The organism is Paenirhodobacter sp. (assembly GCF_041916475.1).
GTDB lineage: Bacteria > Pseudomonadota > Alphaproteobacteria > Rhodobacterales > Rhodobacteraceae > Rhodobacter.
In genome coordinates this window covers 91,940-111,790 of sequence record NZ_JAYRZN010000001.1, presented here as the reverse complement: position 1 = coordinate 111,790, position 19,851 = coordinate 91,940, and the positions used below count along the sequence as shown (strand labels likewise).

18 protein-coding genes are annotated in these 19,851 nt (G+C 68.7%); 13 read left to right on the top strand and 5 right to left on the bottom strand.

The features are described 5' to 3' along the window. Positions 1-54 precede the first annotated feature (54 nt). Complete coding sequence (locus ACOMG5_RS00550) at positions 55-513, bottom strand: SRPBCC family protein (RefSeq protein WP_420341820.1); 459 nt, start codon at positions 511-513, stop codon at positions 55-57. 66 nt (positions 514-579) lie between these two features. Here ACOMG5_RS00550 and dnaE point away from each other — a divergent pair, with 66 nt between their 5' ends. The 9 genes from dnaE to ACOMG5_RS00505 all read left to right on the top strand — a co-directional run bounded on the left by dnaE (position 580) and on the right by ACOMG5_RS00505 (position 11,747). Continuing rightward, positions 580-4,080, top strand: coding sequence for a DNA polymerase III subunit alpha (dnaE, locus tag ACOMG5_RS00545; RefSeq protein WP_420341819.1), 3,501 nt, complete (start codon positions 580-582; stop codon positions 4,078-4,080). Between the two features lie 82 nt (positions 4,081-4,162). Next, positions 4,163-5,554 carry a magnesium transporter gene (mgtE, locus tag ACOMG5_RS00540; RefSeq protein ID WP_420341818.1) on the top strand — a complete coding sequence of 464 codons (1,392 nt, stop codon included), beginning with the start codon at positions 4,163-4,165 and terminating at the stop codon, positions 5,552-5,554. Continuing rightward, positions 5,551-6,090 carry a 5-formyltetrahydrofolate cyclo-ligase gene (locus ACOMG5_RS00535; RefSeq protein ID WP_420341817.1) on the top strand — a complete coding sequence of 180 codons (540 nt, stop codon included), beginning with the start codon at positions 5,551-5,553 and terminating at the stop codon, positions 6,088-6,090. The genes mgtE and ACOMG5_RS00535 overlap by 4 nt, the downstream gene beginning before the upstream one ends. 54 nt (positions 6,091-6,144) lie before the next feature. Further along, positions 6,145-6,957: a TIGR00282 family metallophosphoesterase gene (locus tag ACOMG5_RS00530; RefSeq protein WP_420341816.1), complete on the top strand. Its 813-nt coding sequence runs from the start codon at positions 6,145-6,147 to the stop codon at positions 6,955-6,957. Between the two features lie 346 nt (positions 6,958-7,303). Further along, positions 7,304-9,079, top strand: a complete 1,776-nt coding sequence (locus ACOMG5_RS00525; protein ID WP_420341815.1) for an SLC13 family permease — start codon at positions 7,304-7,306, stop codon at positions 9,077-9,079. Between the two features lie 18 nt (positions 9,080-9,097). After that, a complete protein-coding gene (locus ACOMG5_RS00520) occupies positions 9,098-9,457 on the top strand; it encodes a hypothetical protein (RefSeq protein ID WP_420341814.1) in 360 nt (119 codons plus the stop codon). 75 nt (positions 9,458-9,532) lie between these two features. After that, positions 9,533-10,273, top strand: coding sequence for a YebC/PmpR family DNA-binding transcriptional regulator (locus ACOMG5_RS00515; RefSeq protein WP_420341813.1), 741 nt, complete (start codon positions 9,533-9,535; stop codon positions 10,271-10,273). Positions 10,274-10,343: 70 nt separating this feature from the next. After that, on the top strand, positions 10,344-10,517 hold the full coding sequence (locus ACOMG5_RS00510) for a hypothetical protein (protein ID WP_420341812.1): 174 nt from the start codon (positions 10,344-10,346) through the stop codon (positions 10,515-10,517). A 156-nt stretch (positions 10,518-10,673) separates the two neighbouring features. Further along, positions 10,674-11,747 (top strand): 2,3-butanediol dehydrogenase, encoded by a 1,074-nt coding sequence (locus ACOMG5_RS00505; RefSeq protein ID WP_420341811.1) that lies wholly within the window; start codon positions 10,674-10,676, stop codon positions 11,745-11,747. Between the two features lie 401 nt (positions 11,748-12,148). Here the strand turns inward: ACOMG5_RS00505 and ACOMG5_RS00500 are convergent, their stop codons facing one another. Next, positions 12,149-12,946 carry an ArgP/LysG family DNA-binding transcriptional regulator gene (locus ACOMG5_RS00500; RefSeq protein WP_420341810.1) on the bottom strand — a complete coding sequence of 266 codons (798 nt, stop codon included), beginning with the start codon at positions 12,944-12,946 and terminating at the stop codon, positions 12,149-12,151. Between the two features lie 90 nt (positions 12,947-13,036). Here ACOMG5_RS00500 and ACOMG5_RS00495 point away from each other — a divergent pair, with 90 nt between their 5' ends. After that, positions 13,037-13,642 (top strand): LysE/ArgO family amino acid transporter, encoded by a 606-nt coding sequence (locus tag ACOMG5_RS00495; protein ID WP_420341892.1) that lies wholly within the window; start codon positions 13,037-13,039, stop codon positions 13,640-13,642. Between the two features lie 52 nt (positions 13,643-13,694). Further along, positions 13,695-14,609, top strand: coding sequence for a DMT family transporter (locus ACOMG5_RS00490; protein WP_420341809.1), 915 nt, complete (start codon positions 13,695-13,697; stop codon positions 14,607-14,609). A 239-nt stretch (positions 14,610-14,848) separates the two neighbouring features. Here ACOMG5_RS00490 and choV read toward each other — a convergent pair whose 3' ends face one another. The 3 genes from choV to ACOMG5_RS00475 all read right to left on the bottom strand — a co-directional run bounded on the left by choV (position 14,849) and on the right by ACOMG5_RS00475 (position 17,695). Then, complete coding sequence (gene choV / locus ACOMG5_RS00485; RefSeq protein ID WP_420341808.1) at positions 14,849-15,868, bottom strand: choline ABC transporter ATP-binding protein; 1,020 nt, start codon at positions 15,866-15,868, stop codon at positions 14,849-14,851. Further along, positions 15,865-16,701: a choline ABC transporter permease subunit gene (gene choW, locus ACOMG5_RS00480; RefSeq protein WP_420341807.1), complete on the bottom strand. Its 837-nt coding sequence runs from the start codon at positions 16,699-16,701 to the stop codon at positions 15,865-15,867. Before choW ends, choV begins: the two co-directional genes overlap by 4 nt. 64 nt (positions 16,702-16,765) lie before the next feature. Continuing rightward, entirely contained in the window at positions 16,766-17,695 is a 930-nt protein-coding gene (locus ACOMG5_RS00475) for a choline ABC transporter substrate-binding protein (RefSeq protein WP_420341806.1), read from the bottom strand. A 118-nt stretch (positions 17,696-17,813) separates the two neighbouring features. Here ACOMG5_RS00475 and betI point away from each other — a divergent pair, with 118 nt between their 5' ends. After that, complete coding sequence (gene betI, locus ACOMG5_RS00470) at positions 17,814-18,395, top strand: choline-responsive transcriptional repressor BetI (protein WP_420341805.1); 582 nt, start codon at positions 17,814-17,816, stop codon at positions 18,393-18,395. Then, positions 18,392-19,843, top strand: coding sequence for a betaine-aldehyde dehydrogenase (gene betB, locus ACOMG5_RS00465; protein ID WP_420341804.1), 1,452 nt, complete (start codon positions 18,392-18,394; stop codon positions 19,841-19,843). The genes betI and betB overlap by 4 nt, the downstream gene beginning before the upstream one ends. The last annotated feature ends 8 nt before the right edge of the window (positions 19,844-19,851 follow it).

The following is a 19,851-nucleotide window of genomic DNA, read 5'->3' as shown; positions in this document are numbered from 1 at the left end:
AGCCTGCGCAGCGCCCGCGCCCGGGTTTCGCGCGATTGCATGTTTTTTGGGCGCCTATCCCAGGCTTTGCGCCACTTCCTCCAACTGCGCCGCCACCTGGCCCCAGCCGCTCTCGAAGCCCATATCTGCGTGTTTCTGCGCGGTTTCGGCATCGGCATGGCGCGCAGTCACGCGGTAGGCGCAGCCCCCCGGCGCGGGCTCGAAGCGCAGATCCGCGCTGAAGAACGCCCCCGCCCGCGGCCGGAACCCCGCTTCGAGCGCATCGGTGAACACCAGCCGCCGCCCCGGCTCCACCAGCAGCACGCAGCCCTCGGTGGCGATCTCGCCCCATTCCTCGAACTGCATCACCGTGTAGAACCGCCCGCCGGGGCGCAGGTCGATCTCGGCTCCCGTCGTCAGCCCGGGGCGCGGCGCGAAGAAGCGCCGGAGCAGATCGGGCTCGGTCCAGCAGCGGAACGCCGCCTCCGGCGTGCAGGCGAGTGTCCGGCTCAGGATCAGGTCGCGCGGGTCCATTCTCTCCTCCCTGGCGGGGCTTTGGCGGGGCTTTCGCTCCGGCCCGGCGCGGCCTATCCTGCGCCCATGCCCGAGCCTCGATTCATACACCTCCGCGTTCATACCGAATACTCGCTTCTGGAGGGGGCGGTTCCCGTCAAGAAGCTGATCAAGCTCTGCGACGCGGCCAACATGCCCGCCGTCGCCGTCACCGATACCAATGCGATGTTCGCCGCGCTGGAGTTTTCCGTGAGCGCGCTCGGGGCGGGGCTGCAGCCGATCGTGGGCTGCCAGGTCTCCGTCACCTTCGATCCGGCCGCGCCCGGCGAGCGGCCGCGCGCGCCCGCGCCGGTGGTGCTGCTCGCGCAGAACGAACGCGGCTACGAGAACCTGGAGAAGCTCTCCTCCTGCCTCTATGTGGATAAGCACGGCGCCCTGCCGCAGGTCACTGTGGAGGATCTCGCCGCCCATGCCGAGGGGCTGATCTGCCTCACCGGCGGCGCCGAAGGGCCGGTCGGGCGGCTGATCCAGGCGGGGCAGCGGCCCAGGGCGCAGGCGCTGATGGAGCGCCTCGCCGCGATCTATGGCGACCGGCTCTATGTGGAGCTGCAGCGCCATCCGGGCGAGGGCGGCCGCCTGACCGAGGGCGAGCGCGCGACCGAGCGGCCGTTCCTGGAAATGGCCTATGCGATGGGCCTGCCGATCGTGGCCACCAACGATGTGTATTTCCCGAAATCCGACATGTTCGAGGCCCATGACGCGATGATCTGCATCGCCGAGGGCGCCTATGTCGATCAGGTCGAGCCGCGCCGCCGCCTGACCCCGCAGCACTATTTCAAATCCGAAGCGGAGATGGTCACGCTCTTCGCCGACCTGCCCGAAGCGATCGAGACCACCGTCGAGATCGCGAAGCGCTGCGCCTTCGCCGCCTATACCCGCGCCCCGATCCTGCCGCGCTTTGCCGACAACGAGGTGGAGGCGCTGCGCGAGCAGGCCTGGGAGGGGCTGCGCCGCCGCCTCGAGGTGATCCCCCATGCCGTGCCGGTGGAGGAATACGAGGAGCGCCTGCGCTTCGAGCTCGGCATCATCGAACAGATGGGCTTCCCGGGCTACTTCCTGATCGTGGCCGATTTCATCAAATGGGCGAAGGCGCATGATATTCCCGTGGGGCCGGGCCGGGGCTCGGGGGCGGGCTCGCTGGTGGCCTATGCGCTCACCATCACCGACCTCGATCCCCTGCGCTACTCCCTCCTGTTCGAACGCTTCCTGAACCCGGAGCGGGTCTCGATGCCGGACTTCGACATCGACTTCTGCATGGACCGGCGCGAAGAGGTGATCAAATACGTCCAGGGCAAATACGGCCGCGAAAAGGTCGGGCAGATCATCACCTTCGGCGCGCTGCTCTCCAAGGCCGCGGTGCGCGACGTGGGCCGGGTGCTGCAGATGTCCTATGGCCAGGTCGACAAGCTCTCGAAGATGATCCCGGTCGAGGGGGTGAAGCCCGTCAGCATCGAGAAGGCGCTGGCCGACGAGCCGCGTCTGCGCGAGGCCGCCCGCGCCGAGGAAGTGGTGCAGCGGCTGCTCGATTATGCCCAGGCGATCGAGGGGCTCCTGCGCAACGCCTCCACCCATGCCGCGGGCGTGGTGATCGGGGACCGGCCTCTGGATGACCTGGTGCCGCTCTATCAGGATCCGCGCTCGGATATGCCCGCGACCCAGTTCAACATGAAATGGGTGGAAAAGGCCGGGCTGGTGAAGTTCGACTTCCTGGGCCTGAAGACGCTGACGGTGATCCAGAACGCGGTCAACCTGATCCGCAAATCGGGCCGGCCGCTGCATGTGGATGCGGCGGGCACCACGCTCTATGCCCCGGCCGAAGGCGCCGAGAACCAGATCAACGCGATCCCGATCGACGATGCGAAAACCTACGAGCTCTATGCCCGGGCGCATACGGTGGCGGTGTTCCAGGTGGAATCCACCGGCATGATGGATGCGCTGCGGCGCATGAAGCCCACCTGTATCGAGGATATCGTGGCGCTGGTGGCGCTGTACCGCCCGGGCCCGATGGAGAACATCCCGGTTTACTGTGAAGTGAAGCACGGGCTCCGGCCGCTCGAATCGCTGCACCCGACCATCGACCCGATCCTCGCCGAGACCCAAGGCATCATCGTCTATCAGGAACAGGTGATGCAGATCGCCCAGGTGATGGCGGGCTACAGCCTCGGCGGCGCCGACCTCTTGCGCCGCGCCATGGGCAAGAAGATCGCCGAGGAAATGGCCAAGGAGCGGCCCAAATTTCTCGAAGGCGCCAAGGCCACGCACAGCATCGACCCGAAGAAGGCGGGCGAAGTGTTTGACCTGCTGGAGAAATTCGCGAACTACGGCTTCAACAAATCCCACGCCGCCGCCTATGCGATCGTGAGCTATCAGACCGCCTGGCTGAAGGCGAACCACCCCGTCGAATTCATGGCCGGGGTGATGAACTGCGATATCCACCTGACCGACAAGCTCGCGACCTATATGGGCGAGGTGCGCCGGGGGCTGGGCATTTCGGTGGTGCCGCCCTGCGTCAACCGGTCCCTGGCCACATTCGATGTGGTGGAGCAGAAGCTCGTCTATGCGCTCGGCGCGCTGAAGAACGTGGGCGCGGATGCGATGAACCTGATCGTGGAGGCCCGCAATGGCGAACCCTTCCGCGACCTGTTCGATTTCGCCCGCCGCTGCGACCTGAAGCGGATCGGCAAGCGGCCGATGGAAATGCTGGCCCGCGCCGGCGCGTTCGACGAAATAGACCCGAACCGCAAGCGCGTGTTCGACAGTATCGAGGGGCTGATGGCCTGGTCCGCCGCCGTGGCCGAGGCGCGGACCTCGGCGCAGGTCTCGCTCTTTGGTGATGCGGGCGACGACCTGCCGCCGCCGCGCCTCGCCGATACCGACGACTGGCTTCCGGCCGAGCGCCTCGCCGAAGAGCACAAGGCCATCGGCTTCTACCTCTCGGGCCACCCGCTCGATGACTACCTCCCCGCGCTGAAGCGCAAGAAGGTGCTCACCCTCGCCGAAGTGGCCGAAAAGGCCCAGGGCGGCCCCTTCATCGGCAAGATCGCAGGCCAGGTCGCCGTCCGGCAGGAGCGCAAATCGGCCAAGGGCAACCGCTTCGCCTTCGTCTCGCTCTCGGATCCGACCGGGCCCTACGAGGTCACCGTGTTCTCGGATACGCTCGAGGCCACGCGCCAGTACCTGGAGCCGGGGCAGGGCGTGGTGCTGACCGTGAAGGTCGATGTGGAGGGCGAGACGATCAAGATGCTCGCGCAGGGTGCGGCCCCCATCGATCAGGTCACCGCCGATGCCGGGGCCTCCGGGCTGAATATCCATGTCGAGCAGCCCGATGCCATCCCCTCGATCGCGGCGCTGCTCGCGCGGCTCGGCGCGGAGGGCAAGGTGCGCAGCCGTGGCCCGGTGCATTTCACCGTGCTCGATCCGGCTTCGGGGAACCGCTTCATGCTGCGGGCGGGCGAATTCCCGGTCAATCCGCAGGTGAAAGGCGCGATCCGCTCGCTGCGCGGCGTGGCGCAGGTCGAGGAGGTCTGATCCCCGCGCGGGCGGTTTTCGCCCCTGTCGCCGCGCCCCGCCTGCGGCTATGGTGGCGCAAACCTTGGCGCATGGGGGCAGCATGGCGGACGAACGGACGGAGCGGGCGGATGACGGGCGCGAGGAAGAGGATTACGGCCTCGACCCCGACCTGATCGCCGGCATCGTCGCGGCCGCGGCGGAGGGGGATGGCGCGCGCGTCACCGCGCTAATGGAGCCCCTGCACGCGGCCGATATCGCCGACCTTCTCGAACAGGTCTCGCCCGCGGAGCGCGCCGATATCCTGCGCCTCTGGGGCCATGAGATCGACGGCGAGGTGCTCTCCGAGCTTGCCGAATCGATCCGCGAGGAGGTGATCGCGGCGCTGCCGCGCGATGTCCTCGCCGAAGCGGTGCGCGAGCTCGATTCGGACGATGTCGTCGATCTGATCGAGGATCTGGAGGAGCCGCAGCAGGAGCAAATCCTGAAGGCGCTCGATGCCGGAGACCGCGCCGCCGTCCAGCAATCGCTGACCTGGCCCGAATATTCCGCCGGCCGCCTGATGCAGCGCGAGGTGGTCACCGCGCCCGAACACTGGACGGTGGGCGAGACCATAGATTTCCTGCGCCGCGATCAGGAGCTCCCCGATCAGTTCTACCATGTCATCCTGGTCGATCCGGGCCATCACCCGATCGGCTATGTCACGCTGGGGAAGCTTCTGTCCTCGCCGCGCACCGCGCAGCTCACCGCCATCACCGAAGACAGCTTCCGCACCATCTCCGCGCGTCAGGAGGAGGGCGATGTCGCCTATGCCTTCAACCAGTACCACCTGATCTCCGCCCCGGTGGTGGACGACGACGACCGTCTGGTGGGCGTCATCACCATCGACGACGCCATGTCCGTGCTCGATGAGGAGCACGAGGAGGACATGCTCCGCCTCGCCGGCGTCAATGATGAAAGCCACGTCTCCGACGGCCCCCTGACCACTGCGCGCCAGCGCCTGCCCTGGCTGGTGATCAACCTGTTCACCGCCTCGCTCTCGGCCATCGTCATCTCGCGGTTCGAGCATACCATCGCCTCGCTGGTGGCGCTGGCGGCGCTGATGCCGATCGTGGCCTCCACCGGCGGCATCGCGGGCACGCAGTCGCTCGCGGTCGCGGTGCGCGCCCTCGCCGCGCGCGACCTGAACAGCTCCAACGCCCGGCGCGTGGTGCGCCGCGAGCTGTTTGCGGGGCTGCTGAACGGGCTCGGCCTCGCGCTGATCCTCGGCTCCGCCGGCGCGCTGATCTTCGGCGATATCCGCATCGGCGTGGTGCTCGGCATCGCGATGATCGCGAACCAGATCGTGGCCGCGCTCGGCGGCGTACTGGTGCCGCTCACGCTCGACAAGCTCGGCCTCGATCCGGCCCTGGCCTCGGGCACTTTCGTCACCACCATGACCGATGTGATGGGATTCTTCGCCTTCCTCGGCCTCGCCACGGTGATCCTGCTATGACCAAGGCCGAAGCCCGCCGCCAGGCCTTCGCCGCGCGCAAGGCCGCCCATGCCGCGGGGCAGGGGGCGGCGGCGGCCGACCATCTGCGCGCGGCCCTCGCGCCCTTCGCAGGCGCCTCGCTTGCAGGCTACATGCCGATCCGCACCGAAATCGACCCGCGCGCCGCCATGGCCGCGCATGAAGGGCCGGTCGCGGTGCCGGTGATCGTGGCCGAAGGCCAGCCGCTGGTGTTCCATCGCTGGACGCCGGGCTGCGCCATGGTCGCGGGGCCGTTCGGCGCGCATGTGCCCGAAATCGCGGAGCCGGTGGTGCCGCGGGTGGTGATCGTGCCGCTCGTCGCCTTCGACCGGCGCGGCTACCGGCTGGGCTATGGCGGCGGCTTTTACGACCGCACGCTGGAGGGGCTGCGCGCGCAGGGCCCGATCACCGCGATCGGCTTCGGCTTCGCCGCGCAGGAGCTGCCCGCCGTGCCCACGGAGCCCACCGACCAGCCGCTGGACCTGATCGTCACCGATGCCGGGCTGATCCGGCCCTGAAAATCGCCCTGAAATGGGTTGCCCTTTCGCCGCGCCGGACCTATGCCGGAGGGCATGAAAATATTGTTTCTGGGCGATGTGATGGGGCGCGCGGGCCGCGCTGCGGTGGCCGAGCGGCTGCCGAAGCTGCGCGCCGATTGGGGCCTCGATTTCGTCGTGGTCAATGGCGAGAACGCTTCGGGCGGCATGGGCCTCACCGGGGAGCATGCGAAGCTGCTCCTCGATGCCGGCGCCGATGTGGTCACGCTGGGTGACCACGCCTTCGACCAGAAGGACATGCTGCGCTTCATCGACACCGAGCCCCGCGTGATCCGCCCGATCAACTATGCCAAGGAGGCGCCCGGCCGCGGCGCCCGCCTGTTCGAAGACCGGCGCGGGCGCAAGGTGCTGGTGGCGCAGGTGCTGGGCCAGGTGTTCATGAAGCGCGCCTTCGACGACCCGTTCTCCGCCATCGACGGCGTGCTGCGCAACCACCCGCTCGGCGGGCTCGCCCAGGCGATCCTCGTCGATGTGCATTGCGAGGCCACTTCGGAGAAGATGGCGATGGGCCATTGGTGCGATGGCCGCGCCTCGGTCGTCGTCGGCACGCATACCCATGTGCCCACGGGCGACGCGATGATCCTGCAGGGCGGCACCGCTTACATGACCGATGCCGGCATGTGCGGAGACTACGATTCGGTGATCGGGATGGAGAAGGGCGAGCCGATGCGCCGCTTCATCACCGGCATGACGCGCGACCGCTTCACCCCCGCCTCGGGCGATGTGACCCTCTCGGGCCTCTATGTCGAGACCGACGACCGCACCGGCCACGCCAGGCGCACCGCCCCCGTCCGCGTCGGCGGCCGCCTCGCCCCCGCGGCTCCCTGACAGCACGCGCCCGGGTTTCCGCGCGCGCCCGCCGCCTCCCCGAGGCCCGTGCGCAGGCAGGCCAGTGCCGCGGCCGCGCCTGTGTGGCGCAGGCGGGCCGCGCGTCAGGCCCGCGCCCGGGGCGCGGAGGCGGGCCCGCGGCACCATGGCAGCGGCTCCTGTCCCCGCTCCCGCTCCGGCGCCACAGGCCGCCTGTGCCTGCGGCCGCCAGCCCGCCCGGAGAAGATTGCGCCCCGCTCTTGCCCTGCACGGAAACCATCTTCTCCGGCAAGGCGCCAAAAGGGCCACTTGTTCCCATCGCTCCGCGCGCTAGTATCCGCCTCCGCTGCCCCACCCCCGAGGACCCATGCTCGACCTGCCCCTGGCCGATACCGGCCGCGCCCTGCTGTCGCTTGCCATCGTGGCGGGAATGTTCGTCATGTTCCTGCGCGAGCGGCTGCCGCCCGAGGTGGTGGCGATGATCGGCGCCGCGGTGATGCTGGTGCTCGGGCTCGTGCCCTACAAGGCCGCGCAGGAGGCGCTGTCGAATTCCGCGCCCTGGACGATCGCCTTCATGCTGCTGATCATGGGGGCGCTGGTGCGCACCGGTGCGCTCGATGCCGTGACCCGCTACGCCGAGCGCCACATCACCGAGCGGCCCGTGGTCACCATCGTGTTTCTGTTCGGCCTGACGATGACCGCCTCGGGCTTCCTGAACAACACCCCGGTGGTGGCGGTGATGATCCCGATCTTCATCCAGCTCGCGCGCAAGCTCGGCACGCCGCCCTCGCGCTACCTGATGGGGCTGAGCTATCTCACCATCCTCGGCGGCATGTTCACCCTGATCGGCACCTCCACCAACATTCTGGTCGACGGGGTGATCCGCAAGGACGGGCTCGAGCCCTTCGGCATCTTCGAGATCATGCCGCTGGGCCTCGCGGTGGCGGCGGCGGGCGTGGGCTTCATGGCGCTGTTCTCGCGCCGGCTGGTGCCGGACCGCACCTCCATGGCCTCGCTGCTCGGAGACCGGCGGCGGATGAAATACTTCACCGAAGTCGCCGTGCCCGAAGGCTCGGACCTGATCGGCCGCCCGGTGCAGGAGGTGGATGCCTTCCGCCGCCAGGGCGTGCGCGTGATCGACGTGCTGCGCGGCGATGCCTCGCTACGGCGCGACCTCGCGGCCGCGGTGCTGGAGGCCGGGGACCGGGTGGTGCTGCGCACCGATATGGCCGAGCTGCTGACCATGCAGCAAAACAGCAACCTGCGCCTGGTGGACCGGCTCTCGTCGGTGGAGACCGAGACGGTGGAAGTGCTGATCTCGCCGGGCTGCCGGCTCATCGGGCGCGCGCTCGGCGATCTGCGCCTGCGCCGGCGCTACGGCGTCTATGTGATCGCCGCGCACCGGCGCAACCAGAACATCGGCAAGCTCGACGACATGGTCGTGGTGGTGGGCGACACGCTGCTCCTCGAAGGCGCGCCCGCCGATATCGCCCGCCTCGCCGCCGACATGGACATGCTCGACGTCACCCGGCCCTCGGTGCGCGCCTTTCGCCGCAGCCACATGCCGATCGCCGTCGCGGCCTTCTTCGGCGTGGTGGCGCTTGCGGCCTTCGACGTTGCCCCGATCATGGCGCTCGCTGCGGTGGCTGTGGCGGTAATCCTCGCCACCGGCTGCATCGACGCGGAGGAGGCCTTCACCTTCGTCGATGGCCGGCTGATGGCGATGATCTTCGGCATGCTGGTGGTGGGCGAGGGGCTCGATGCCTCGGGCGCGGTGCAGCTCATCGTCGATGGCGTCGCGCCCTGGCTGCAGGGGCTGCCGCCGCTCGCGGCGCTGTTCGCGGTCTATTTCCTCGGCCTCGTGCTCACCGAGCTGCTGTCGAACAATGCCGTCGCGGTGATCTTCACCCCGATCGCGGTGAACCTCGCCCATGCCTTGGGCCACGATCCGCGCCCCTTCGCGGTGGCGGTGATGTTCTCCGCCTCGGTGGCCTTCGCCACGCCGATCGGCTATCAGACTCACATGATGGTCTACGGGCCGGGCGGCTACCGCTTCTCCGATTTCCTGCGGATGGGAATTCCGATGGATATCGTGACGGGGATCGTCGCCTGCCTCACGATCCCGCTGATCTGGCCGCTCTGATCCGGCCGAAGGAGTCCCATGCGCCTGCTCTTCGCCTCCGCCGCCCTGCTTGCCCTCGCGGCCTGCGCCGTCACCCCCGCGCCGGACCGGGTGCGGCTGAGCGCGCAGGAGCTCAGCGTCCGCTTCCAGGACGGCAGCACCTGCACCGCCGATATCCAGGCCGCCCCCACGGGCCAGCTCCGGGGCTGTGCCCAGCCGCTCGATTATGCCGTCGATATCCAGCACCCGTCCTATGCGCAGGGCACCATCGTCGAGCCCTATTTCGAGCCCTATGCCACCATCACGCTCACCCGCCCCACGGATGGCCGCCGCTGGCTCTGGCGCACGCCCGAAGACCGCCCCGACGGCAAGCGCAGCACCCGGCACCTGCCGCGCTGACGCGCGCCCCTTGCCCTCCCGGGTGCCTCTGGCTTATAGAGGCGCCGATTTCACGGAATTCCGACGGAGGTGGGCATGGCTGGCCATTCCAAGTGGGCGAACATCCAGCACCGCAAGGGCAAGCAGGATGCAATCCGCTCGAAGATGTTCTCGAAGCTGGCGAAGGAAATCACCGTCGCCGCGAAAATGGGGGATCCCGATCCCGAAAAGAACCCGCGCCTGCGGCTGGCGGTGAAGGCCGCCAAGGGCCAGTCGATGCCGAAGGACGTGATCGACCGCGCGATCAAGAAATCGCAGATGGGCGATGCGGCCGACTATACCGAGATCCGCTATGAGGGCTATGGCCCCAACGGCATCGCGATCATCGTCGAGGCGCTGACCGACAACCTGAACCGCACCGCCTCGAACGTGCGCAGCTATTTTACCAAATCGGGCGGCAACCTCGGCCAGACCGGCTCGGTGAGCCACGGCTTCGACCGCGTGGGCGAGATCGCCTATCCGCTCGCGGCGGGCGATGCCGATACCGTGCTCGAAGCCGCGCTCGAAGCCGGCGCCGATGACGTGGAAACCGACGAGGATGGCCACTACATCTATACCTCGGTCGAGCAGCTCTCCGAAGTCTCCGATGCGCTGGAAGCGGCGCTCGGGGAGGCCGCGGAGGCCAAGCTGATCTGGCGCGCGCAGGTCACCACCGAGGTGGACCTCGAAACCGCGCAGAAGCTGATGAAGCTGATCGACACGCTGGAAGACGACGATGACGTTCAAACCGTCACGCATAACTTCGACGTGCCCGAGGATGTGGCCGCGCAGCTCTGAGGCCAGAGACGCGTAGGATACATCGCAACCAGGGGCGCCAGTGGGCGCCCCTCCTCTTTGGGGGTGAGACATGGACTACAGCAAATCGGGCGGCCAGCGCACCGGCAAGAACACGCCGCGCCACGCCGAGCATAACGCCAAAGGCAGCCGCAAGAACCCGTTCGGCGAGGCCGCCGACGACAAGGCCCGGCTGCTGGCGCGGATGAAGGCCGCGGCCGAGGCCCGCAAGACCGAGCAGGAGTAAGCCCCCCGGGGCTGTGCGGAGCTGCACAGTACGATGTGCGCCCCCGGCCTTGGAAAAGCTGCCGCAAGGTCACATTGTCGTCCCGGGGCCGGGCAGGCAGCGCCTGCGGCCCCGGCTCCGCATGTGCGGGGTCCTCGTGTACCAAAGGAGACGGTCATGAAAGCGCTCAGATTCCACGCGGCCAAAGATCTGCGGGTCGAGACTATCGCAGATCTGCCCGCGCCCGGCCCGGGCCAGGTGGCGGTAAAGAACAAGTTCGTGGGCATCTGCGGCACCGATCTGCACGAATATGTGGCAGGCCCGATCTTCGTCCCGACCGAACCGCACCCCTTCACCGGCGCCAAATTGCCGCAGGTTCTGGGCCATGAATTCAGCGGCGAAGTCACCGCCGTGGGCGAGGGCGTGACCCATCTGAAGGTCGGCGACCGGGTCTCGATCCAGCCCTTGGTGATGCCGCGCTCGGGCGATTACTACGCCGACCGCGGCCTGTTCCACCTCTCCGAAGATCTGGCGCTGGTCGGGCTGAGCTGGATGTCGGGCGGCATGGCCGAGGGCGCGATCGTCAATGATTACAACGCGGTCAAGATCCCCGATTCGATGAGCTACGAAGAGGGCGCGCTGGTCGAGCCGACGGCGGTCGCGGTCTATGCGCTGGAGCGCGGCGGGGTCACGGCCGGAGACAGCGTGCTCGTCACCGGCGCAGGCCCGATCGGGATGCTGTGCATGCTGGCCGCGAAGGCCTATGGCGCCACCAAGGTCTTCCTGTCGGATGTGAACGAAACCCGCCTCGCGCTCGCCCGCGAGATTCTGCCGGGCGTCATCACGCTGAACCCGATGAAGGACGATGTCGTGGCCCGGATCCGGGCAGAGACCGAAGGCAGCGTCGGCTGCGACAAGGTGATCGAGGCTTCGGGCAACGAGGCGGCGCTCAACACCGGGCTGCAGGCGGTGCGCAAGCAGGGCGTGATCGTCCAGGTCGGCCTGCACACCAAGGACAGCAAGCTGCACTGGCACGACGTCACCTTCAAGGACGTGGACGTGCGCGGCGCCTGGGCCTACCCGACGCATTACTGGCCGAAGGTGGTGGATCTGATCGCCTCGGGCGCGCTGCCGGCGCTGAAGGTGGTGACGAAGAAGATCGCGCTCGACGAGGCCGTCACCGAGGGCTTCGACGCACTGCTCTCGCCCTCGGGCGATCACGTCAAGATCCTGATCGACCTCGATCGCTGAGACATCGGCGGAGGCCTCCGGGCCTCCGCTGCCGCCTATCGCGCGTGAGGCGCCCGCCGCGGCGGAAAATGCGCTGAATACCCCGTCGCTTCGAAGCTGCCTGCGCGCCCCGCGCCGCACTTCCGGCCGGGAGAGCCTCGGCGCGACAGGCCTCACCCCTGGGCCGCTGCGTTCCCCGTTCGGCGCGAATAACCGCGCCCGAAGCTGCACAGGCGGGCGTCCTGGCCCGCCGCCAGAACTCCGCTGCGGTGGCGCCGAAGCCTGCAGGCGCCGTCCCGGCAGGCTCTCCGCTTCCGAAGCCCGGCATGACTGGTGTGCAGGAGTGGAAGCCCCTTGCAGTGCCCTCGAAGCCGCTCAGGCCACGGTCAGCACCCGCGCCGCCGCCTGCCGCAGGGCCCGGGTCAGTGGCGCCAGCGGCCCGCGCAGCTGCCGCAGGCTCTGCCAGTAGAGCGGCACCAGCAGCGGCTCGGGCCGCAGCGGATGCAGCCGCCCCGCCATGATTCCGCGGGGTTCATCCCCCAGCCGAGCCCCAGCTCGGCCGCCGCCACGAAGGCCTCGGGCGAAGGCAGCCGATGCGCCCGCAGCGCCACCGTCTGGCCCGTCACCTGCCGCACCCAATCCGCCTGCAGCCTGTCCTTGCTGTCGTAGGTGAGCGTCGGCGCCGCCGCCAGGGTGGCGGCGCTCACCCCTTCGGCGAAATGCGCGCGGATGAAGCCGGGCGCCGCGGTGGCCAGATAGCGCAGCGCGCCCAGCCGCACCACATCGCAGCCGGGCACCGCCTGCGCGAGCGAGGTCACCACCCCCACCACCTCGCCCCGGCGCAGCCGCTCCGCGGTATGGTCCTGATCGTCGGTCAGCACCTCGAACAGCCGCTCCGGCACCGCCGCCAGCGCGGGCAGGACCCAGGTCGCGAGGCTGTCCGCATTCACCGCGATCCGCAGCGCGGCGGGCGCCTCGGGCGGGGAGAGCTCGGCCTCCAGCAGCGCCACCGTCTGCTGGTGCCGGGCCAGCCGCAGCCCCTCGGCGGTGCCGGTACAGGGCGTGCCGCGGATCACCAGCACGGCGCCCCGGCGCTGCTCCAGCGCCTTCACCCGCTGCGACACCGCCGAGGGCGTCACATGCAGCTGCGCCGCCGCCGCCTCGAACGACCCCGTCGCCAGAACGGCGGCCAGTGCCTGAAGGGCAGGATAGTCCAGCATTAGCGTTCCTTAACTCAGGTCAATAAAACTAAGTAGCATGCATGTCGTGGCCCGGCTATCCCGGCGCGTGATCTCAGGAGGTGCGCGATGATGGTGGCGGCATGGGCCGGGTTCCGGCTGGGGCTCGGGTTGATCGTGGCGATCGGGGCGCAGAACGCGCTGGTGCTGCACCAGGGGCTGCGGCGCGAGCATGTGTTCTGGGTGGCGCTGTTCTGCGCGGTCTCGGATGCGGTGCTGATTGCGCTGGGCGTTTCGGGCTTCGGCCTGATGGCGGAGCGGCTGCCCGGGCTGGCGGAGGCGATGCGCTGGGCTGGGGCGGCGTTCCTGCTCCTCTATGCGCTGCGGGCGGGGCTGCGGGCCTGGCGCGGCGGCGGGGCGCTGATGCCGGGGGCGGGGCCGCAGGCGCCGCTCGGGCGGGTGCTGCTGACGGTGGCGGCGATGACCTGGGCCAATCCGCATGTCTGGCTCGATACGGTGGTGCTGCTCGGGGCGGTGTCGGCGCAATATCCGGGGCAGGGGTCGGGCTTTGCCGCGGGCGCGATGGCGGCCTCGTTCCTGTTCTTCTTCGCGCTGGCCTATGGCGCGCGCGGGCTGGCGCCGCTGTTCGCGCGGCCCGGCGCGTGGCGCGCGCTTGATGCCGGGGTGGCGGTGCTGACGGGCTCGCTCGGGCTGCGGCTGATCTTCGGCACGGTGTGACGGATACAATCGCGCGCTTGTGCGCCGGGGCGGGGTGGCTCAGAACGGGGGCATGTCCGCCAGCCCAGCCGCCCGCGCCGAAGCGCCGATCGAAGGCATCCTGTGGATGTTCGCCACCACGCTGAGTTTCGCGGGGGTGAACATCATCGTGCACCATCTCGGCCCCGCGATCCCGGCCACGCAGAGCGCGTTTCTGCGCTTTGCCTTCGGCATCGTGCTGGTGTTGCCGGGGTTCATGCAGATCCCGCGGGGCGGGCTGCCTGCGAAGATCTGGGGGCTGTTCGGGCTGCGCGGCGCGCTGCAGGCGGTGGCGGTGCTCTTGTGGTTCTATGCGATGGCGCGGGTCCCGATCGCGGATGTGACGGCGATCGGCTATCTGAACCCGATCGTGGTGACGCTCGGCGGCGCGCTTTTGCTGGGAGAGGGGTTTTCCTGGCGCCGCGGGCTGGCGATCGGGGTGGCGATGCTGGGCGCGCTGGTGATCCTGCGCCCCGGCCTGCGCGAGATCCAGTCCGGGCATGTGGCGCAGCTCTGCGCCGCGCTGTTCTTCGGGATTTCCTATCTGGAGATGAAGCGGCTGAGCCGGCATGCGCCTGCGGGGCTCATCGTGGCGATGATGACGCTGACGGTGGCGGTCTGCCTGCTGCCCTTTGCGATTCGCGACTGGGTGCCGATGACGGCGGCGCAGGTGGGCTGGCTCGCGCTCAATGCCGCGGTGGCGACGGCGGGGCATTACACGATGACGCGGGCGTTCCAGGCGGCGCCGCTCACGGTGACGCAGCCGGTGGTGTTCTTGCAGCTGGTCTGGGCGGCGCTGGCGGGGCTGTTGCTGTTTGGTGAGCCGGTGGATCCGTTCGTGATGATGGGCGGCGCGATGATCATCGGCGCGATCAGCTACATCACCTGGCGCGAGGCGCGGCTGAAGCGCAGCGCGGTGACGCCTGCACCGGCGCAGACGAAGCTCTGAGGCGGCCCTGTGCCGGCTGAGGCCATCTGGCGCGCGGCAGTGCCGGGGGGCAGGGCATGGGGCCGCGGCGAAGGAGGCCCGGGCGGTGGCGGGCGTTTGCGCCGGAAGCCGGGGCCGCGCGCGGCTTCGGTGCTCGGAGGCGGGCGCGTTGGGGCGGCGCGGGACGCGACTGCCTGCGCAGGGCGAATCCGGCGCGGGGCAGCAGGCCCGGGCAGCAGGGCCGCCCGGGCGAAGGGGGCTCAGGCCGCGCGGCCGCGCGGATCCACCAGCCGGGCGAGGGCGCCTTCGCGAGTGACGCGGCGGCCATCGCTGAGGGGCACCGCGGGCACGGAGGTGAGCAGCGCCAGGATTTCGCGCACCGGGGTCTCGGGCGGCAGCGGCGTGCCTTCGGCTGCGCCATGCTCGGCCAGATCGGCCGCGGTGAGCACGCCCAGCGGGTTCATATGGGCCACGAAATCCTCGACATAATCATCGACCGGATTGGCGATGATCTCGCGCGCGGTGCCGAGCTGCACGATGCGGCCGCCCTCCATCAGCGCGATCCGGTTGCCGAGCTTGAAGGCCTCGTCGAGGTCGTGGCTGACGAAGATGATGGTGCGCTTCAGCCGGGCCTGCAGCTCCAGAAGCTCGTCTTGCAGCTTCGCGCGGATCAGCGGATCGAGCGCGGAGAAGGGCTCGTCCATCAGCAGGATCGGCGCCTCGGTCGCGAAGGCGCGCGCGAGGCCCACGCGCTGCTGCATGCCGCCCGAAAGCTCGCCCACGCGGCGCTCGGCCCAGTCGGCGAGGCCGACGAGGGCGAGCTGGCGGTCGATCTTCTCACGCCGCTCGGTCGCGGGCATGCCCGCGAGCTCGAGCCCGAGGCCCACATTCTCGCGCACCGTGCGCCAGGGCAGCAGGCCGAACTGCTGGAACACCATCGCGACCCGGTTCAGCCGCAGCCGCCGCAGCGTCGCGGCATCGGCGCGGGTGACGGAGGTGAGCTTGTCGCCATCCAGGATCCGCACATTGCCGCGGCAGACCGGGTTCAGCCCGTTCACCGCGCGCAGCAGCGTGGATTTGCCCGAGCCCGACAGCCCCATCAGCACCAGGATCTCGCCCTCGGCCACCTGCAGCGAGCAATCGTGCACGCCCAGCACCTGGCCGGTGCGGTCCTTGATATCGGCGCGGGAGTGGCCCTTGTCCATCAGCGGCAGCGCCTTGTCGGGCGCCTCGCCGAAGACGATGTTCACGGCGTCGAATTCGACGGCGGTACGGGTCATTTGCTGTCTCCCTTGCGCAGCATGCGGTCGAGGATGATGGCGACGACGACGATGATGAAGCCCGATTCGAAGCCGAGCGCGGTGTTCACCGAGTTCAGCGCCCGCACCACCGGCACGCCGAGGCCATTGGCGCCGACCAGTGCCGCGATCACCACCATGGAGAGCGAGAGCATGATCGTCTGGTTCAGCCCGGCCATGATCTGCGGCATGGCATAGGGCAGCTCCACCTTCCACAGCACCTGCGAGGGGGTGGCGCCGAAGGAGCGCGCGGCCTCGAGCAGCGATTGCGGCGTGGAGGCGACGCCCAGATGCGTGAGCCGGATCGGCGCGGGCAGCACGAAGATCACTGTGGCGATCAGGCCGGGCACCATGCCGATGCCGAAGAACACGATGGCCGGGATCAGGTAGACGAAGGTCGGCAGGGTCTGCATCAGATCGAGCACCGGCTGCATCGCGGTGAAGAGCCGCGGGCGGTGCGCGGCGGCGATGCCGATGGGCACGCCCACCAGGGTACAGACGACGCAGGCTGAAAGCACGAGCGTGAGGCTCTCCATCGTCGGCTTCCAGTAGCCCTGGTTGAGGATGAAGAGGAAGCCCAGCACCACCAGTGCCACGGTCTTCCAGTTGCGCTGCAAGGCCCAGGTGAGCGCTGCGCAAATGGCCACGATCACCAGAGGATGCGGCGTTTGCAGGATCCAGAGGATCGCGTTGATCAGGTGCTGCAGCAGGCCCGACAGGCTGTCGAAGAAGCCGCTGGCATTGTCCTTGAGCCAGTCGAAGACGACTTTTGCCGTCTTGCCGACGGGTATCTTGTTGGCGGTAAGCCAATCCATCGCGCCAATCTCCCTGTGTCGCGAGTGGAGGAGAGTGGCCCCCGGCAGGCGGGGGCCGGGGGGATCACTTCAGCGCGGCGGCCACGGCGGCTGCGGCATCGCCGCCGTCCTTCGCGGTCACGCCGGCGAGCCAGGGGCCGATGGCGCCCGGGTTCGCCTGCAGCCAGGCCTTGGCCGCAGCGGGCGGGTCCTCGCCGTCATCGAGGATCTTGCCCATGATCTGGTTTTCCATCTCGAGCGAGAATTCGAGGTTCTGCAGGAATTTGCCCACGTTCGGGCATTCGGCCACATAGCCCTTGCGCACATCGGTCTGGACTTCGGCGCCGCCGAAATTCGGGCCGAAGAAATCGTCGCCGCCGGTGAGATAGGACATCTTGAAATTGGCGTTCATCGGGTGGGGCTCCCAGCCGAGGAAGATCACCGGCTGGCCTTCCTTATCCGCGCGGGCAACCTGGGCGAGCATGCCCTGCTCCGAGCTTTCGACCACTTCGAAATCCTTCAGGCCGAAGGCATCTTTGCCGACCATGTCGAGGATCAGGCGGTTGCCGTCGTTGCCGGGCTCGATGCCGTAGATCTTGGCGTCGAGCTCCTTGGCGTGCTTGGCGATATCGGCGAAATCCTTGATGCCGAGCTTGGCGCCGGCTTCGTTGGTGGCCAGGGTGTATTTCGCGCCGGTCAGGTTGGTGCGCAGCACCTCCACGGAGCCGTTGTCGCGGTAGGGTGCGAAATCGGCCTCCATCGAGGGCATCCACTGGCCGAGGAACACATCGACATCGCCCGAAGACAGCGCCGAATAGCTGACCGGCACCGAGAGGATCTTGATGTCGGTCTCGTAGCCGAGCGCCTGCAGCAGCGTGGTGGCGACCGCGGTGGTCGAGGTGATGTCGGTCCAGCCGACATCGGAGAAGGTCACCTTGTCGCATCCGGCGGCATGGGCGCCGGAGCCAAGTGCGAGGCTGGCGGTGGCTGCGAGAAGGAACGTCCGTAGCGTCATTTCAGTCTCCCGTTGAGTATCACGGATCGAGGTCCGGCGTTTTTGTTGATTGACGAGTCAATAAACTTGCCGTTAGCTCCGTAATGCAAGCAGTTTTTTCAAAGGGGGCATCACGGCCATGCCGAAACTCGGGGCTGAGCCTATTCGACGGGCGGCTTTGGTGAAAGCGACGATCGAGACGGTCGGCGAGGCCGGGTCGCTGGAAGTGACGGTGGCGCAGATCGCGCGGCGGGCGGGGATGAGCTCGGCGCTGGCGCATCACTATTTCGGCAGCAAGGAGCAGATCTTCCTCGCGGCGATGCGCTGGATCCTGGGGAATTATGGCGCGGAGGTGCGCGGGGCGCTCTCGGTGGCGGTGGGGCCCGAGCAGCGGCTGCGGGCGCTGGTGATCGGCTCCTTCGCCACGGGCAGCTTCCGGCGCGAGGCGATCTCGGCCTGGCTGAATTTCTACGTTCTGGCGCAGACGCAGCCGGAGGCGCGCCGCCTTCTGCGGGTGTATCAGCGCCGGCTGCGCTCCAACCTGCGCCACGAGCTGCGCCAGCTGGTGGGGGAGCGGGCCGAGGTGGTGGCGCGCGGGCTCGGCGCGCTGATCGACGGGGTCTATATCCGCGCGGCGCTGGCCGATGGCGCGCCGGACCGGGCCTATGCATTGAAAATCGTTACGGAATATCTGGATCGGGAACTGGAGGGCCGGGCATGAAAGCGCAGCCGAAGGCAAGCCATTTCGTCAATGGCGAATGGATGGAAGACACGGCCGGGGCACCGATCGAGGTGATTTATCCGGGCACCGGGGAGGTGATTGCGCGGCTGCATGCGGGCACGCCTGCGGTGATCGAGGCGGCGATTGCGGGCGCGCATGCGGCGCAGGGCGCCTGGGGCGCGATGCGGCCGGTGGAACGGTCGCGGATCCTGATGCGGGCGGTGGCGCTGATCCGGGAGCGGGCCGAGGAGCTGGCGCAGCTGGAGACGCTCGATACCGGCAAGCCGATTCAGGAGACGCGCGCGGCGGACTGGCCCTCGGGCGCCGATGCGCTGGAATATTTCGCGGGCCTCGCGCCCACGATCACCGGCGAGACGATCCCGCTGGGTGGCGATTTCGCCTATACGATTCGCGAGCCGCTGGGCGTGTGCGCGGGGATCGGGGCGTGGAACTACCCGAGCCAGATCGCCTGCTGGAAGGCCGCGCCCGCGCTGAGCCTGGGCAATGCGATGGTGTTCAAGCCCTCCGAGGTGACACCGCTGGGTGCGCTGAAACTTGCCGAAATTTTCATCGAGGCGGGGATGCCTGCGGGGATCTTCAACGTGGTGCAGGGCTTCGGCGCGGTGGGCGCGGCGCTCGCGACCGATTCGCGAATCGCCAAGGTCTCGCTCACCGGATCGGTGCCGACGGGGCGGAAGGTCTATGCGGCGGCCGCCGCGGGGATGAAGCATGTGACCATGGAGCTGGGCGGCAAATCGCCGCTGATCGTGTTCGAGGATGCCGATATCGAGAGCGCGATCGGGGCGGCGATGCTGGGGAATTTCTACTCCTCCGGGCAGATCTGTTCGAACGGCACGCGGGTGTTCGTGCAGAAGGGCATCAAGGCGCGGTTCCTGAGCCGGCTCGCGGAGCGGACGGCGGCGATCGTCGCGGGCGACCCGCTGGACGATTCGGTGCAGTTCGGCCCGCTGGTGAGCGCCGCGCAGCATGAGAAGGTGATGGGCTATATCGCACGCGCGCAGGCCGAGGGCGCGCGGCTGGTGGCCGGGGGGGCCGCGGGCAACCAGGGCCCGCTTTTCGTGCAGCCGACGGTTTTTGCCGATGTGACCGACGAGATGACGCTCGCGCGCGAGGAAGTCTTTGGCCCGGTGATGGCGGTGCTGGATTTCGAGACCGAGGAAGAGGTGATCGCGCGCGCGAACGGCACCGAATTCGGGCTGGCGGCGGGGGTGTTCACCGCCGATCTGGCGCGCGGGCACCGGGTCATCGCGCGGCTGCAGGCCGGGACCTGCTGGATCAACGCCTACAACCTGACGCCGGTGGAAATGCCCTTCGGCGCGGTGAAGGCATCGGGCGTCGGGCGCGAGAATTCGCGCGCGGCGGTGGAACATTACACCCAGGTGAAGGCGGTCTACGTGGGCACCGGCCCCGTCGACAGCCCCTATTGAGGCGCGAC

Excerpts from the sequence above, each read along its gene's own strand:
- ACOMG5_RS00475 (WP_420341806.1), bottom strand. The coding sequence starts at position 17,695 with ATGACGCTACGGACGTTCCTTCTCGCAGCCACCGCCAGCCTCGCACTT.
- ACOMG5_RS00535 (WP_420341817.1), top strand. The coding sequence starts at position 5,551 with ATGACCAAGGCCGAAGCCCGCCGCCAGGCCTTCGCCGCGCGCAAGGCC.
- ACOMG5_RS00495 (WP_420341892.1), top strand. The coding sequence starts at position 13,037 with ATGGTGGCGGCATGGGCCGGGTTCCGGCTGGGGCTCGGGTTGATCGTG.
- ACOMG5_RS00510 (WP_420341812.1), top strand. The coding sequence starts at position 10,344 with ATGGACTACAGCAAATCGGGCGGCCAGCGCACCGGCAAGAACACGCCG.
- ACOMG5_RS00525 (WP_420341815.1), top strand. The coding sequence starts at position 7,304 with ATGCTCGACCTGCCCCTGGCCGATACCGGCCGCGCCCTGCTGTCGCTT.
- choW (WP_420341807.1), bottom strand. The coding sequence starts at position 16,701 with ATGGATTGGCTTACCGCCAACAAGATACCCGTCGGCAAGACGGCAAAA.
- ACOMG5_RS00505 (WP_420341811.1), top strand. The coding sequence starts at position 10,674 with ATGAAAGCGCTCAGATTCCACGCGGCCAAAGATCTGCGGGTCGAGACT.
- ACOMG5_RS00550 (WP_420341820.1), bottom strand. The coding sequence starts at position 513 with ATGGACCCGCGCGACCTGATCCTGAGCCGGACACTCGCCTGCACGCCG.
- betI (WP_420341805.1), top strand. The coding sequence starts at position 17,814 with ATGCCGAAACTCGGGGCTGAGCCTATTCGACGGGCGGCTTTGGTGAAA.
- betB (WP_420341804.1), top strand. The coding sequence starts at position 18,392 with ATGAAAGCGCAGCCGAAGGCAAGCCATTTCGTCAATGGCGAATGGATG.
- dnaE (WP_420341819.1), top strand. The coding sequence starts at position 580 with ATGCCCGAGCCTCGATTCATACACCTCCGCGTTCATACCGAATACTCG.
- ACOMG5_RS00520 (WP_420341814.1), top strand. The coding sequence starts at position 9,098 with ATGCGCCTGCTCTTCGCCTCCGCCGCCCTGCTTGCCCTCGCGGCCTGC.
- choV (WP_420341808.1), bottom strand. The coding sequence starts at position 15,868 with ATGACCCGTACCGCCGTCGAATTCGACGCCGTGAACATCGTCTTCGGC.
- mgtE (WP_420341818.1), top strand. The coding sequence starts at position 4,163 with ATGGCGGACGAACGGACGGAGCGGGCGGATGACGGGCGCGAGGAAGAG.
- ACOMG5_RS00500 (WP_420341810.1), bottom strand. The coding sequence starts at position 12,946 with ATGCTGGACTATCCTGCCCTTCAGGCACTGGCCGCCGTTCTGGCGACG.
- ACOMG5_RS00515 (WP_420341813.1), top strand. The coding sequence starts at position 9,533 with ATGGCTGGCCATTCCAAGTGGGCGAACATCCAGCACCGCAAGGGCAAG.
- ACOMG5_RS00530 (WP_420341816.1), top strand. The coding sequence starts at position 6,145 with ATGAAAATATTGTTTCTGGGCGATGTGATGGGGCGCGCGGGCCGCGCT.
- ACOMG5_RS00490 (WP_420341809.1), top strand. The coding sequence starts at position 13,695 with ATGTCCGCCAGCCCAGCCGCCCGCGCCGAAGCGCCGATCGAAGGCATC.